Source organism: Kingella pumchi (genome assembly GCF_022288825.1).
In the GTDB taxonomy this organism is placed as follows: Bacteria; Pseudomonadota; Gammaproteobacteria; order Burkholderiales; family Neisseriaceae; genus Kingella_D; species Kingella_D pumchi.
This window is the reverse complement of sequence record NZ_JAKOOW010000006.1, coordinates 33,999-48,764: the sequence shown is the minus strand read 5'-3', so window position 1 is coordinate 48,764 and position 14,766 is coordinate 33,999. Positions and strand designations below refer to the sequence as shown.

Genomic DNA, 14,766 nt, shown 5'->3' with positions numbered 1-14,766 from the left:
AAGCGTAAAGGCGTGCTGTTTCCCGGTATCTGACTTGTTGCGGAGAAATTCATGAAAAGAAAACAATTATCCCTGGTGCTGGCTGCGGCGTTTTCCGGCCTGTGCCTGAGCCAGTACGCCAGCGCTGATACGGCTACCGGTACCAATCCTGCCGCCAAAACGGCCAATCCCTATGCCGCCCATTACGGCTATCCCGAAACCCGCACCAGCCAAGACGAAATCGACCGCTTTGAAACCGGCGAATACGGCGATCCCGGCCTGCGCTCGGACGGCCGCAATAACACGGTCGATCACGATATCCGCAAGCTCAAACGCAAAGACGACGGCATCGACCGCTACTACGGCGATGTATTGGTGGACAAATACCGCTGGCTGGAAGATGTCGAGCGCATCGAACCTGAATACCGCTACGAAACTAGCGAAGACCGCAAGCGCAACTATTTCGGCACGCTGTGGGAAAACCCCGAGCGCGAAAAACTGCGCAATGCGATGGAAACCGTGCACAACGAGCAGGGCGAAGTGGATAAATGGGTGAACGCGCAAAACGAAGCCACCCACAACTATCTGAACAAAATCCCCTATATCCAGGAAATCGGCAAACGCATCGACAAGCTGATGGACTACGAATACCTGTATTTCGACTTCGACCGCGAATACGGCAAGTTCCATTACGCCCGCTACCCCGACGGCTATTTCCGCCTGAGCAAAAAAGGCGCCGACGGCAAATCCCAAGTCATTCTCGACGAAAAAGAACTCTCCAAAGACGGCTATACCCAGATTGTCAACTACGCACTCAATAGCAACGGCAAATATTTCGCCTACGCCACCCGCGACGGCGCTTCGGATACCGACCACAAAGAGCTGTATGTGCTCGATACCGAAACCCTGAAAACCCGCCACATCACCACCAATATCCATGTGGTGGATGCCGGCGGCACGTACGGCTATCCGCTGGAGTGGAAAGACAACAACAATCTGTATTACGTCCGCTCACACGGCGGCTGGACGGATCTGATGCTGCACCGGATGGACAAAAACGAGTTCAACGACCCTATTATTATGAAGGCGTCGGACTACGACATGACGCCCGACAGCTTCTGGATTGAAGACGACCGCTATCTGATGGTGCAGGGCTCTTTGGGCAGCATCAGCAACACCCTGCTGCTGAAGGATTTGAAAACCGGCCGCTGGATTCAGATCCACAACCGCAAGATGTACGACAAAATCAACAAAGCGGATGCGTTTACCAACTATACCGCCGCCAAGTTCGTCCGCCTGGATGGCAATTATATCTATGTGATTTCCGAAGATAATTCCGAATTTGGCGAACTTCTGAAAATCGACATCCGCAGTCCGCAGAGAAAACGCGAAGTGGTGATTCCCGCGCGCGAAAACCACCGCCTGACTGCCGGCGTGTACCAAAGCGGCCATTATCTGATGCAGTATTACTCTGCCGGTTACGATTCGCTGGCACTGTTTGACGAAAACGGCAAATTCGTCCGCGACATCACCCCGGTTGCCGGCGGCAGCATCAGCAGCCTGACCGCCTACGACTCCGGCGACAAAGACGCCGAAAACAACCGCCCCAAAGGCACGCTTGCGGCCAACGAAAAAGACTACAAGCGCTATGTGTGGTTCTACTACCAAAACAAGGTAACGCCGACCACCACCTACCGCTACAACGTTGAAGAAGACAAATTCTTCGGCGTCAAACGCCGCGATACCATTCCTTTCGATGCCGACAAATACGAAATGCGCACCGTATCCTATCCGTCTAAAGACGGTACCATGGTGCCGATTATCATCAGCCACAAAAAAGGGCTGAAACTCGACGGCAAAAACCCGACCATTCTCTACGGTTACGGCGGTTTCAACGTTGATGCCTACCAGGGCAACTTCACCACCGCAGCCGCAGCCTGGATGCAGAACGGCGGCGTTTACGCCACCGCCGGCCTGCGCGGCGGCAAGGAGTACGGTTCCAAATGGCACGACGCGGGCAAGCAGCTCAACAAGCAAAACGTTTTTGACGACTTTATCGCCGCCGGTGAATTCCTGATTAAGGAAGGCTATACCTCCAAAGACTACCTGTCGATTTCCGGCGGTTCCAACGGTGGCCTGCTGGTCGGCGCGACCATGGTTCAGCGTCCCGACCTATTCCGTGTCGCCATTCCCGAAGTCGGCGTGCTCGATATGCTGCGCCACGACAAAATGTACCGCACCGACTACTGGATCAACGAGTACGGCATGGCCGAAGACAGCAAAGCGATGTACCAGAAACTGCTGTCCTACTCGCCGTATCACAACGTGCGCGACGGCGTCTGCTACCCCTCCACCATGGTGATGACGTCCAAGCGCGACGACCGCGTGGTGCCGTCGCATTCCTATAAATTCGCCGCCATCCTGCAGGAGAAGCAGTCGTGCATGCGGCCGGTGTTCCTGAATGCCGCCGAGCGCCACGGCCACGGTGACAACACCCGTGCGGAAACCAAGCGCGAGATGAAGGAAAAATTCGCCTTTATCCTGCACGAAATGGGCATCAAGTCGCTGCCGCCGATTCCCGACAGCCCGCAGCCGGCAGCCGATAAGAAGGCGAAAAAATAGCCCCGTCTGCTCCCGCAGATAAAGCTGCAGGCAGCCTGAAAACCCGGAAAACGGTTTTCAGGCTGCCTTTTTATCGGGAACAGTTTAGGGCGCGGGAACTTTGGCAGTTCGGCTTCGGCACGGCGCCAAGATTGCCGCCGGTGCCAAACCACCGCTCTTGTCGCCTGCTTGGGCGGGCAGGCTTTGTTGCCGCCGCCCTTGCATTATGCCGAAACTAAGCAGCCTGAAAATCGGATGGGCGGTTTTCAGGCTGCTTTGGTGCAAGGGAGTTTTGGCGGCAAGGTCAGCGGCGCAGTTCGCTTTCCATGGCGGCGATGTTCAGCCGGCGGTCGTTGATTTGCAGGGCGAAGCGTTGGGCGGCGCTGCTGTCGCCTTTGCTGCGCGCGGCGCTTAGGGCGGCTTCGGCGCTTTTAAGCGCAGTTTTTTCGCGGCGGATTTCCTGCTCCAGCGCCTGCCGGCGCGACAGCACCGGTTTGGCGGGGGTAACTTGTGCCACTTTCACCACCCGCGCCGGTTTATTGATAAGGGCAGTCTGGCGCAGTTTGACCTGGGTTTTGGCGGCTGTGGCTGCTGCGGGTTTTTCCGCGGAACCGGCGGTTTTGGCGGCGGGTGCCGAAGCGGCGGCACGCTCATCCATATCGACGTCGCTGCCGAACCAGTCGCTACGGCGGCTGCGTTCTGACCACGCTTCGCTTTGGCGCCACAGCGCGTCGATATCGTCTTCAGGTGCTGCTGTAGCTGCGGATACGGCGTGCACCAGGTTTTCAGGCTGCCTGCAGTTGGCGGCAGGCTTGGTGCTGTCGCAGTTTAAGGCATGGGCGGCAAAGGGTAGGGCGGACAATAAGGCAAGAAGGGCGGTTTTTTTCATGTGCGGTCTCCGAATCAGGCGGCGCGGCGCTTTCAGGCTGCCTGCCAAACGGCGTGGTTTGAATGGCGGCTTTGGCGCCGACGCGATGATCAGCCGTAGCGGCTGTAGAGCGTCCACAATGCCGAGAGTGTGGCGCAAACCAGTAACAACAATGCCAGCTGGACGGCGCGGCGGTGGATGGCGCGTCGCCGGTGCGGTTTGAGCAGGCGCGGCAGCAGCAGGATAGCGGCGGCGAACAGCAGCAGAAACAGGCGGGGATTCATCGGCAGCTGGCGGAAAGAAAGGCAGCCTGAAAGCAAAATAGGCGGGTAAACGGGGCGGTTGCGGCCGCTGCGCCGTTTTTCAGGCTGCCTGATGGCGTGTCGGCATTGGAGCGGGAATGCGGCGGCGGCCGCGGTGTGGCGGTAAAGATGCCGGAATGCCGGCGGGCGCGGGTGGCCGGAGATTAGTTTTTCAGTTTGGCGGTGGCTGCTTTGTCCAAGCGGCATTTGTCGAGAATAATGGTGTTGCTTTCGCCGTTGCGGTAGGAAAGTTTGCCGCCGTCGGTCTGCTTCAGCGTGGCGGGGGTGGCGGGCAGGGTGGTCCACATGGTGCCGTCGGCGGTGGCGCTTTGGTAGATGTTGAGCAGGTTGTTGGCATCGGGTACGCGGAACAGGCCGGGAGAAATATTGCCGTCAACTTTCACTTGGGCAACGATGATGTCGTTGCCTTTGATGCCGTACATTACGGTCATCGGCACGGTTTTTTTGTCTATTGTGCAGCTGTAGGCGACTTCGACTTTTTTGTCGATGCTCAGCTCGTTGTTGTCGGCAATCGGGGTTAGGGCTTTTTCTGCCGCCAGGGCGGGCAGGGCGGCGGCCGTCAGCATGGCGGCAAGGATATGGCGGGTGGTGTGTTTCATCGGAAATCTCCTGCATCGGAAAGCGGCGGATTAAAACCAATCGGCGGGGGCTTGTCAAACCGGGCGGCGGTTTTTTGCTGCTTTTTTAGAGAGTTTGACATTGCTTTGCATAATGTAAACCGGCGGGCAGGCAGCCTGAAAGGTGCCGTCCGGTTTTCAGGCTGCCGGTGCGTGGCGGTGCGGGGTTTGGAAGCTGGGTTGGTGGAAAGCCTGCATGCTGTCCAGATCGAGCGCGGTCAGGCAGCCGCCCCACAGGGCGCCGGTATCGAGGGCGGCGATACGTTTTTGCGGGTCGTTGCAGTAGCCCAGCGCCGACCAGTGGCCGAACACGACGGTATGGCTCAGATGGCGGCGATCGGGGGCGTCGAACCAGGCGTGCAGCTCGGGCGGCATGTCGCCGTAGGTGGCTTTGAAGCGGAAATCGAGTGAGCCGTCGGCATGCAGTGCGCGCATGCGGGTAAAGACGTTGGTAATCAGCCGCAGCCGCGGATAGCCGGTCAAATCGGGCGACCAGGCATCGGGCGAGTTGCCGTACATATGGTTGAAAAAACGGCGCGGGTGATGGCCGCGCAGGGCGTGTTCGACTTCCGCCGCCAGCGTTTTGGCTTCTTCGGCGCTCCATTGCGGCAGAATGCCGGCGTGCACCATCAGATAGCCCTTGTCTTCAACCAGCAGCGGCTGCGCGCGCAGCCAGTCGCGCATACGGCGCAGGTTGGGGTGCTGGAGAATGGGGGCGAGGGTGTCGTGGCGTTTGGGGTTGCCGAAGCCGTAGCACAGCGCCAGCAGGTGCAAATCGTGGTTGCCGAGCACGATGCGCACGCTGTCGGCATGGTGCATGGCAAACAGCAGGCTTTCGAGCGACTGCGGACCGCGGTTGACGATGTCGCCGGTGAGCCAGAGCGTGTCGCGGCCGTGCTCAAAGCCGATCAGCGCGAGCAGCGCCTGCAGCTCGCGGTAGCAGCCTTGGATATCGCCGATTGCGTAATGTGTCATAAGGAAAATGCCCGCCGGAAAAAGTGGTTTGCAATGGGGCAATTTTAAGGCAAAAGCACTGGCCGGCGAAACCGCCGGACGCGGCAAACGGCGTATTTGCGGCATGTCTATGGCGGCAGTTGGGCATTTTAATCGCCGGCAGGGCGGCTTTCTGCCAAACTGCGCGGCAGCTGTTTGGATGCGTTGCCGGGTTTTCAGGCTGCTTTGCGGATGGATTGAACCGGGCAAAGCAGCCTGAAAGGGTTGGGACGGGCAGGCAGCCTGAAAAGTTTGCTTTTGCCGGATCTGAATTTGGCGCTAACGGCAGCGGCGGCTGCGGCAAACGGCGCTATCCGTGTTTTCAGGCTGCCTTGCGGGATGTGTTAGTTTGGGTTAAAGTGCGTTACGGTTTTCCCAGCAGCCGTACCGCACGGCCGCTTGGGGCAAAGCCGTGCTGCCGCTGAAGATTCCCCCGCCGCCGGCCGAAGCGTTTTCAGGCTGCCGGGTGGGTTGGCGGCGGCAGCGCCGTCCGTTCCGCCCGTTGCGGCGGTTTGTCGTTTTCATGCTTTCAGGCTGCCTGAAAGCCGCCGGAGCCACCATCTATGACGCAGAAAAAGTTTTTCGGCCATCCGCCGCAGCTTTCCAATCTCTTCCATATCGAATTGTGGGAGCGTTTTTCGTTTTACGGGATGCAGGCGATCCTGATGATCTACCTGTATTACGCGGCGGACAAAGGCGGGCTGGGCATCGACGAATCGCTGGCCGGCGCCGTGGTCGGCGCCTACAGTGGCAGCGTGTATCTGGCCACCGTCGGCGGCGGCTGGCTGGCCGACCGCGTGCTGGGCAGCGAGCGCACACTGTTTTGGTCGGGCGTGGTGGTGATGGCCGGCCACATCGTGCTGGCGCTGCTGCCCGGTGTGGCGGGGCTGGTGGGCGGCCTGATTCTGATTGGCGCGGGCAGCGGCGGGGTGAAGGCGTCGGCCGGCACCATGGTCGGCTCGCTGTATGAGAGTGAAGACACCCGGCCGCTGCGCGACGCGGGTTTTTCGATTTTCTATATCGCCATCAATATCGGCGCGCTGCTGGGGCCGCTGCTCACCGGCTGGCTGCAGGTAAACTACAGTTTCCACCACGGCTTCGGCGCGGCGGCGGTGGGCATGGCCTTCGGCCTGTGGCAGTACGGCCGCGGGCGCGGCAGGCTGCCCAAAAGCGAAGTGCCCAACCCGCTGCCGGCCGGCCGGCGCAATCTGGTACTGGGGCTGGTGCTGGCAGCCGTCGTTGCAGTGGTGCTGCTGGTGCGTGCCGACGTGCTGAACGTGCAGAATTTCTCATCGGTACTCAGCATACTGGTGCTGACGATTTCGCTGCTGTATTTCGCGTTTCTGCTGGCCAACCGCAAAGTTAGCGCCGGCGAAAAACGCCATATCGCCGCCTATATTCCGCTGTTTGCCGCGCTGTGCGTGTTTTGGGCGCTGTGGTATCAGGTTTACACTTCGGTAACGGTGTATTTCGACAAAACCGTGCTGCGGCAGGTGGTGGCGCCCGAGTGGCTGCGCGGCTGGGCGCCGCTGACGGCTCTGGGCGTCGATCCAGCCAGCGGCCGCTTCGAAATTCCGGTGGGCTGGCTCGCGTCGCTGCAGGCGATGTGGGTGATTGCGCTCTCGGGCGTGATGGCGGCGCTGTGGAGCAAAATGGGGCGCTTCCAGCCCAAAGCGCCGGTCAAGTTTTCGCTGGCGCTCTTGGGCGTGGGCGCGTCTTATCTGTGCTTCGTGCCCTACGTCCATTCCGGCGTGCCGCTGCCGCTGATGCTGTTTTCGCTGGTGATTCTGGCGATTACCGTGTCGGAATTGCTGATTTCGCCGATTTCGATGTCGCTGATTACAAAAATCGCCCCCGCGCACTTTAAAACGCAGATGGTCGCCTTAAATTACCTGGCGTTTTCGCTGGGCTTCACGCTCGGCGGCAAGCTGTTCCACACTTATTACGAAGCGCTGGGACAGGAGCGCTTCTATATGATGCTCGGCACCATCGGGCTGGCCGCCGGCGCCGTGATGCTGCTGTGCTCGCCCTTCCTGAACCGGATGATGAACCAACTCGATTAAACGAAAGGACCACACCCAATGACCACTCCCGCCCAACGTCTCACCGCCCTGCGCGCAGCGATGAAAAAGCACCAACTCGACGCTTGGATTATCCCCTCCGCCGACCCCCATCTCTCCGAATACCTGCCCGAGCACTGGCAGACCCGCAGCTGGGTTTCCGGTTTTACCGGCTCGGTCGGCACGCTGGCGGTAACCGAAAACGAAGCCACCCTGTGGGCGGACAGCCGTTATTGGGAGCAGGCTGAAAAACAACTGGCCGGCAGCGGCATCCGTTTGGAAAAACTCGGCTTCGGCCGCACCCATATCGACTGGCTGGCCGAAGTGCTGCCGGCAAACGCCGCCGCCGGCATCGCGCCCGACATGCTCTCTGCCGCCGGCCTGAAGCAGCTTCAGGCTGCCTTTTACGCCAAAAACATCACCCTGCGGCTGGAAGACGACATCGTTAACGGCTTTTGGAACGAGCGTCCCGCGCTGCCCGATGCGCCCGTTTTCATCCACGAAGCCGTCTATACCGAAGAGAGCGCCGCCGAAAAACTGGCGCGCGTGCGCCAATTTATGCGCGACAAAGGCGCCGACCACCATCTGGTGTCTTCGCTCGACGACATCGCCTGGATCACCAATCTGCGCGGCGGCGACGTCGATTACAACCCGGTGTTCCTGTCGCACCTGCTGATTGATGCCGAGCGCGCCGTATTGTTTATCGACAGCGCCAAGCTCGGCGCCGCCGAACAGGCCTGGCTGCAGGAAGCCGGCATCGCCACCGCGCCTTATGCCGATGCCGCTGATGCCGTGTCCGCCCTTTCAGGCTGCCTGATGTACGATTCGGGCAAAGTGGCGGTATCGGTAGTCGGCCGCCTGCCCGAGAGCGTGCGCCTGATCGACCACATCAACCCCAGCACCCTGTTCAAATCGGTGAAATCCGACAAAGAAGTCGAATACATCCGCCAAGCTATGATTCAGGACGGTGCCGCGCTGTGCGGCTTCTTCGCCGAGTTCGAGCGCCGCATCGCCGCCGGCGACAAACTCACCGAACTGGATGTCAGCGATATGCTCATCGAGCACCGCAGCCGCCGCGAAGCCTATGTTTCTCCCAGCTTCGGCACCATCGCCGGCTACCGCGAAAACGGCGCCCTGCCGCACTACAGCGCCACGCCCGAAGCCTTCAGCCCGCTCGATGGCAGCGGCCTGCTGCTGATCGACTCCGGCGCCCAGTACAAAACCGGCACCACCGACATCACCCGCGTGGTGTCCGTGGGCGAGCCGACTGCCGAACAAAAACGCGATTTCACGCTGGTGCTCAAAGCCCACATCGCCCTGGCCTGCGCCGTGTTCCCCGAAGACACCAAAGCGCCGATGCTGGACGCCATCTGCCGCGCCCCGCTGTGGCAGGCGCAATGCGACTACGGCCACGGCACCGGCCACGGCGTCGGCTACTTCCTGAACGTTCACGAAGGCCCGCAGCTGATTGCCTACCAGGCATCGGTGCTCTCGCCGCACCACGCGATGAAAGCCGGCATGATCACGTCCAACGAACCCGGCCTTTACCGCCCGGGCAAATGGGGCATCCGCATCGAAAGCCTGGTGGTCAGCCGCCCCGTGGCGCAGCCGGCAGAAACCGAGTTCGGTCGTTTCCTGTATTTCGAAACCGTAACCATGTGCCCGATCGACACCCGCCTGGTTGAGAAATCCCTGCTGAACGACGCCGAAACCGCCTGGCTCAACCAATATCACGCCACCGTGCGCGCCAAGCTCGAACCGCTCACCGAAGGCGAAGCCAAAACCTGGCTGATTGAGCGCACCCAAGCGATTTAAAACCATCTGCCCAAAGCAGCCTGAAAGCGTCTTTCAGGCTGCTTTTTTACGCCCGCCTACGCTCGTCTTGACAGCCCGCCGCCGCGCTCCTAATATCCGCGCCGCCCCGCTAGGGGCGTTTTTTTACAACAACAATCAAAGGAACACGACATGAGCGAACAATGGCTCCCCACCCTGATTACCGAAACCCCGCAGGCCGGCTTCGAGCTGGCGGTTACCCTGAGCCGCCGCGGCGTCAAAACCACCCAGCCCGACGTTGAAGTGCTGAAAAAACTGCGCTCCGTTTACGCCAACGACGCCGACAGCTTGACCGCCGCTTCGCAGGTTATCGCCATCAACTTCCAAACCATCGCCGCCGCCAACAACTACTGGCGCGGCTAAGCCGGCAGCGGAACCAAGCACCGGCGCAAAGGCAGCCTGAAAGGGGTAGATCCCTTTTCAGGCTGCCTTTCTTTTGCCCAAGAGTAGGGCAAGCGGCTATAATCGCGCCCGCCCTTGGGGGAGTAGCCATCCGCGCGGCAGCGCCGCCGGAGCCTGTGTCAACATCATTGCCTTTGGGCGTGGCGCAGGCATCTTTATCAAGCCGTAAAGACAGGCAAGACTTAAGGCATACCGTCGGCTCCGTTCGGGGGCGGGCGGTGTGCCTTTTTTGTTTGCCCGCACGGTTCGGAGCGTTTCTGATGGAAGCCTTTTTCTCTTCAACTGTCGGGGTGTTTATCGCCGAAATCGGCGACAAAACCCAGCTGCTGACTTTGTTTCTCGCCGCCCGTTTTGCCGACAAAAAAGCGGTGATCGCCGGCATCTTCGCCGCCACCCTGCTCAATCACCTGCTCTCGGCCGTGCTCGGCGTGATGATCGCGTCGCGCATTGCGCCGGAAATCGTGAAATGGACGGTGGGAATGAGCTTTATCGCCGTCGGCCTGTGGCTGCTGGTACCGGACAAGGACGACGACGGCGACCGCTGCCGCTGGCTGAAATACGGCGCCTTTTTCGCCACGCTGGTGCTGTTTTTCCTGGCCGAAATCGGCGACAAAACCCAAATCGCCACGGTGCTGCTGGCCGCCCGCTACGACGCCTGGCCGGCGGTGGTGGCCGGTAGCGTAATCGGCCTGATGGCGGCCAATGTGCCGGTGGCTTACTGCGGCGAGCTGGTGGCGAAAATCCCCGCCCGCGCGGTACGCATCACCGCCTGCGCCGTTTTCTGCGTGCTGGGCGTGCTGACCCTGCTGGGCGCGGGGCTGACGCTGTAAACGGGCGTTTGCCCCAAGCAGCCTGAAAACCGGATGGCGCGGACAAAGCGCAAAAAAGCAGCCTGAAAACGTTTTTTCCGTTTTCAGGCTGCTTTGGGTTTGGGATTGGTGTTTTCAGGCTGCCTTGATTTGGCCAAGGCAGCCTGAAAAGCGGAGCGCTCAGGCCTTGCCGATAATCTGCAGCATTTGGGCGAGGATTTTCGGGTTGGCGGCAACGATGTCGCCGCTTTCCAGCCAGCCGCTTTCGCCGGCGGGGTCGGTTACGATGCCGCCCGCTTCCTGCACGATCAGGGCGCCGGCGGCGATGTCCCAGGGTTTTAGGCCGAACTCGAAAAAGCCGTCGAAGCGGCCGGTGGCCAGCGTGCACAAATCCAGCGAGGCGGCGCCTTCGTGGCGGATGCCGGCGGCTTTTTGGATAAAGGCTTTGAGGGCGGCAAGGTAGTTGTCGAGACCGCTGTGGTCGGTTACCGGAAAGCCGGTGCCGATGATGCAGCGGTTGATTTCGGTGCGCGCGGCCACGCGGATGCGGCGCTCGTTCAGGCGGGCGCCTTTGCCGCGCGAGGCGGTGTAGATGTCGTTGCGCTCGGGGGCGTAAACCAGCGCTTCCTGCAGTACGCCTTTGTGCAGCAGGGCGATGGAAACGGCGTATTGCGGGTGGCCGTGCAGGTAGTTGGTGGTGCCGTCCAGCGGGTCGATAATCCATTCGTATTCGGCGCGTCCGCTGCCGCGGCTGCCGCTTTCTTCGGCGCTGATGCGGTGGTGGGGGTAGGCTTCGCTGATCAGGTCGACAATCAGCGCTTCGGCCTGGCGGTCGACGTCGGAGACGAAATCGTTGGCGGCTTTGTGATCCACGCGCAGGCTGTCGAGGTTGTTGGCGGCGCGCAGCATCAGGTCGCCGGCTTTGCGGGCGGCTTTGTAGGCGATGTTGAGGGCGGGGTTGAGCTGGCTCATGGCGAATCTTTCGGGTAGGCGGTTGGGCGGGTGCCGGCGGCGCTGCGCTTTTCAGGCTGCCTGAAAAGCGGTACAGGCGAAACGGGCGGGCAAAAAAGCGGCGGATTATATAGCGAATGCGGCCAAGTCTCCATAGCGCCGGGAGCGTTTTCAGGCTGCTTGGGACGGGGTTTTCAGCGGGCTTTCAGGTCAAACCGTTTTCAGGCTGCCTGCGTGAAAGGCAGCCTGAAAACGGCGGACGGTGTTACAGCGCGGGCATCGGCTCTTTGGGCGAGTCTTTTTCGGGGAAGCTGAGCACGGTTTTGTCCTGATAGTCGATCAGCACGCGGCCGCCCTGCGCCAGGCGGCCGAACAGCAGTTCGTCGGCGAGTGCCTGGCGGATTTCTTCCTGAATCAGGCGGCGCATCGGCCGCGCGCCCATCTGCGGGTCGAAGCCTTTGTCGGCCAGATGGCGGCGCAGCTCGTCGGTGAACGTGGCTTCGACCTGTTTTTCCAGCAGCTGCTGTTCGAGCTGGAGCAGGAATTTGTCCACCACGCGGCCGATAACGGCGGGGGTGAGCGGGGCGAAGGGAATCACGGCGTCGAGCCGGTTGCGGAACTCGGGGGTGAAGGTTTTTTTGATGGCGGCCATTTCGTCGCCGGCTTCGCGTTTGGCGGTGAAGCCGAAACCGTTGCCGCTGAGCGCTTCGGCGCCGGCATTGGTGGTCATAATCAGGATGACGTTGCGAAAATCGGCGCTTTTGCCGGTGTTGTCGGTGAGCCGGCCGGCGTCCATCACCTGCAGCAGAACGTTGTAGATGTCGCGGTGGGCTTTTTCGATTTCGTCGAGCAGGAGCACGCAGTGCGGGTGTTTGCTGACGGTTTCGGTCAGCAGTCCGCCCTGGTCGAAGCCGACGTAGCCCGGCGGCGCGCCGATCAGGCGGGAGACGGCGTGCGGCTCCATGTATTCGGACATATCGAAGCGCTCCAGCGGCACGCCCAGCGAGAAGGCGAGTTGTTTGGCGACCTCGGTTTTGCCCACGCCGGTGGGGCCGGAAAACAGGAAGCAGCCGATGGGTTTGTCGGGCAGGCCGAGACCGGAGCGCGACATTTTGACGGCGGCGGCCAGCGCATCGACGGCGGCATCTTGGCCGAAGACCATGTTTTTCAGGTTGCGTGCGAGATGGCGCAGGATTTGTTTGTCGTCATGGGACACGGTTTTTTCGGGAATGCGGGCGATTTTGGCGACGGTTTGCTCGATTTCGCCGCGGCCGATTTCGCCGCTGCGGCTTTCAGGCTGCATGATGCGCTGGGCGGCGCCGGCTTCGTCGATAACATCGATGGCTTTGTCGGGCAAAAAGCGGTCGGAAATGTGGCGGGCGGAAAGCTCAGCGGCAGCCTGAAGGGCGTCTTCGCTGTAGCGCACGCCGTGGTGGCTCTCGAAGGCGGGCTGCAGGCCGCGCAGGATATCGACGGTTTCGGCCACGCTGGGCTCGCCGATGTCGATTTTCTGAAAACGGCGGCTTAAGGCGTGGTCTTTGCTGAATATGGTGCGGTATTCGTTGTAGGTGGTGGCACCGATGCAGCGCAGCCGGCCTTTGGCCAGCGCCGGTTTGAGCAGGTTGGAAGCGTCCATGTGGCCGCCGGCGGTTTCGCCCGCGCCGATCAGGGTGTGGATTTCATCGACGAACAACAGCGATTTGGGCTGCTGCGCCAGCTCTTTGAGCACGGCTTTGATGCGGGCTTCAAAGTCGCCGCGGTATTTGGTGCCGGCCAGCAGGGCGCCCATGTCGAGCGAAAAAACGGTGTGGCCGGCCAGCACTTCGGGCACCTGCTGGTTTTCGATGCGGTAGGCCAGCCCTTCGGCCAGCGCGGTTTTGCCGACGCCGGCTTCGCCCACCAGCAGCGGATTGTTTTTGCGGCGGCGGCACAAAACCTGCACCAGCCGCTCCATTTCGGCTTTGCGGCCGATTAAGGGGTCAATGCGGCCGGCGCGCACTTCCTGGTTGAGATTGACGGTGTAGGCATCCAGCGGCTTGGCGGCGGGCGGCAGGTCTTCGTCGTCTTCGCCATCGCCGTCGTAAGCGGTGTCTTCTTCGTCGGTCAGGCCGTGGGAGAGATAGCGCAGCAGCTTGTAGCGGGTGAGCGACTGCAGCTGCAGAAAATAGGAAGCGGGGCTGTCTTTTTCGTCGAGCACCGCCACCAAAAGATCGGCCGCTTCCAAAGGCTCCTGCGAAGACTGCTGCTTGTGGATGATGGCGCGCTGCATCACCCGCTCGAAACCGGCGGTCGGCTGCGGCTCGCGGCTGCTGCCGGCCGGCAGCAGCGGGGTGTTTTCGCTGATGCTCTCCTGCAGCTGTACCGCCAGCAGGGCGGTGTCCACGCCGCAGGCGTCAAGGGTTTCCGCCACTTTGGACGAATGCTGCAGCAGGCCGAGCAGCAGCTGCTCCAGTCCGACCAGTTCGTAGCGTTTTTCTTTGGTGTCGTGGTAGAGACGCTCGATTACTTCTTCCAACTCTTTGCTGATCATCAGATCTCCTCAACAATGCACATCAGCGGGTGGCCGGCCGCTTCGGCCAGCGACAGTACCTGCTGCTGTTTGGTTTGCGCGATGTCGCGCGTGTAGGTGCCGCACAGCCCCCGCCCTTCGGTGTGCACCTGCCACATCACGCGCTCGGCGGTATCTTCGGGCAGCAGGAAAATTTCAACCAGCACCGCCACCACGAAATCCATCGGCGTGTAGTCGTCGTTGAGCAGGAAAACGCCGAAGCGTTTGGGCGGGGCGGTTTTTTCGCGGGTGGTTTGCAGTAATTCGGGGGAGAGGCTCATTTTGTGTCGGCGATTGTTGTATTTTGTTTCATTTTAATGAAAAAACCGCTTTTGCCCAAACAAAACTTGACGCAGGCGCCCAACACAGGTAAAAAGCCCGACAGCAAAAGCGCGCCGTACAGAAAAGCCTGTTTTGAGCGTTAAACCGAATGAAACTGAATTTTTTGGCAGCCGCGGATTTGCTTTTTTTTGTTTAATTTTTGTAGAAAGTAGCATCACATGGCAACAGGTATTGTTAAATGGTTTAACGACGCCAAAGGCTTCGGTTTCATCACTCCCGACGAAGGCGGCGAAGATTTGTTCGCCCATTTCTCCGCCATCAATATGGAAGGTTTCAAAACCCTGAAAGAGGGTCAGAAAGTTTCCTTTGATGTCACCACCGGCCCCAAAGGCAAACAGGCTGCAAACATTCAGGCTGCCTAAGCACCCCTGAAATTTGCACACCGGAAACACCGGGCAAAGGCAGATTGCAAAATCTGCCTTTTTGCTTTTTCAGGCTGC

14 protein-coding genes are annotated in these 14,766 nt (G+C 60.4%); 7 read left to right on the top strand and 7 right to left on the bottom strand.

Features of this window, described 5'->3' with window-relative positions; genetic code table 11:
- The first annotated feature begins 51 nt into the window (after positions 1–51).
- On the top strand, positions 52–2,601 hold the full coding sequence (locus tag MB824_RS01620; protein WP_238745296.1) for a prolyl oligopeptidase family serine peptidase: 2,550 nt from the start codon (positions 52–54) through the stop codon (positions 2,599–2,601).
- Between the two features lie 283 nt (positions 2,602–2,884).
- On the opposite strand, the gene MB824_RS01615 is transcribed toward MB824_RS01620, so the two are convergent.
- The 4 genes from MB824_RS01615 to MB824_RS01600 all read right to left on the bottom strand — a co-directional run bounded on the left by MB824_RS01615 (position 2,885) and on the right by MB824_RS01600 (position 5,363).
- Positions 2,885–3,469: a hypothetical protein gene (locus tag MB824_RS01615; RefSeq protein WP_238745294.1), complete on the bottom strand. Its 585-nt coding sequence runs from the start codon at positions 3,467–3,469 to the stop codon at positions 2,885–2,887.
- Positions 3,470–3,558: 89 nt separating this feature from the next.
- On the bottom strand, positions 3,559–3,957 hold the full coding sequence (locus MB824_RS01610) for a protein MIGRI (protein WP_238745292.1): 399 nt from the start codon (positions 3,955–3,957) through the stop codon (positions 3,559–3,561).
- Positions 3,915–4,370, bottom strand: a complete 456-nt coding sequence (locus MB824_RS01605; protein WP_238745289.1) for a hypothetical protein — start codon at positions 4,368–4,370, stop codon at positions 3,915–3,917. The genes MB824_RS01610 and MB824_RS01605 overlap by 43 nt, the downstream gene beginning before the upstream one ends.
- A gap of 156 nt (positions 4,371–4,526) precedes the next feature.
- A complete protein-coding gene (locus MB824_RS01600; protein WP_238745287.1) occupies positions 4,527–5,363 on the bottom strand; it encodes a symmetrical bis(5'-nucleosyl)-tetraphosphatase in 837 nt (278 codons plus the stop codon).
- 7 nt (positions 5,364–5,370) lie between these two features.
- On the opposite strand from MB824_RS01600, the gene MB824_RS01595 reads away from it, so the two are divergent.
- The 5 genes from MB824_RS01595 to MB824_RS01575 all read left to right on the top strand — a co-directional run bounded on the left by MB824_RS01595 (position 5,371) and on the right by MB824_RS01575 (position 10,506).
- Positions 5,371–5,601 carry a hypothetical protein gene (locus MB824_RS01595; protein ID WP_238745285.1) on the top strand — a complete coding sequence of 77 codons (231 nt, stop codon included), beginning with the start codon at positions 5,371–5,373 and terminating at the stop codon, positions 5,599–5,601.
- A gap of 343 nt (positions 5,602–5,944) precedes the next feature.
- Positions 5,945–7,444, top strand: a complete 1,500-nt coding sequence (locus MB824_RS01590; protein ID WP_238745283.1) for a peptide MFS transporter — start codon at positions 5,945–5,947, stop codon at positions 7,442–7,444.
- 18 nt (positions 7,445–7,462) lie between these two features.
- Positions 7,463–9,256: an aminopeptidase P family protein gene (locus MB824_RS01585; protein ID WP_238745281.1), complete on the top strand. Its 1,794-nt coding sequence runs from the start codon at positions 7,463–7,465 to the stop codon at positions 9,254–9,256.
- A gap of 150 nt (positions 9,257–9,406) precedes the next feature.
- Positions 9,407–9,637, top strand: a complete 231-nt coding sequence (locus tag MB824_RS01580) for a hexameric tyrosine-coordinated heme protein (protein WP_238745279.1) — start codon at positions 9,407–9,409, stop codon at positions 9,635–9,637.
- Between the two features lie 299 nt (positions 9,638–9,936).
- Complete coding sequence (locus tag MB824_RS01575) at positions 9,937–10,506, top strand: TMEM165/GDT1 family protein (RefSeq protein WP_238745277.1); 570 nt, start codon at positions 9,937–9,939, stop codon at positions 10,504–10,506.
- Between the two features lie 159 nt (positions 10,507–10,665).
- Here MB824_RS01575 and MB824_RS01570 read toward each other — a convergent pair whose 3' ends face one another.
- The 3 genes from MB824_RS01570 to clpS form a co-directional block, all read right to left on the bottom strand.
- Positions 10,666–11,457, bottom strand: a complete 792-nt coding sequence (locus MB824_RS01570) for an inositol monophosphatase family protein (RefSeq protein ID WP_238745275.1) — start codon at positions 11,455–11,457, stop codon at positions 10,666–10,668.
- A gap of 244 nt (positions 11,458–11,701) precedes the next feature.
- Entirely contained in the window at positions 11,702–13,966 is a 2,265-nt protein-coding gene (gene clpA / locus MB824_RS01565) for an ATP-dependent Clp protease ATP-binding subunit ClpA (protein ID WP_238745273.1), read from the bottom strand.
- Positions 13,966–14,265, bottom strand: coding sequence for an ATP-dependent Clp protease adapter ClpS (gene clpS / locus MB824_RS01560; protein ID WP_238745271.1), 300 nt, complete (start codon positions 14,263–14,265; stop codon positions 13,966–13,968). Before clpS ends, clpA begins: the two co-directional genes overlap by 1 nt.
- Positions 14,266–14,484: 219 nt before the next feature.
- On the opposite strand from clpS, the gene MB824_RS01555 reads away from it, so the two are divergent.
- Positions 14,485–14,688, top strand: a complete 204-nt coding sequence (locus tag MB824_RS01555) for a cold-shock protein (RefSeq protein WP_003785524.1) — start codon at positions 14,485–14,487, stop codon at positions 14,686–14,688.
- The last annotated feature ends 78 nt before the right edge of the window (positions 14,689–14,766 follow it).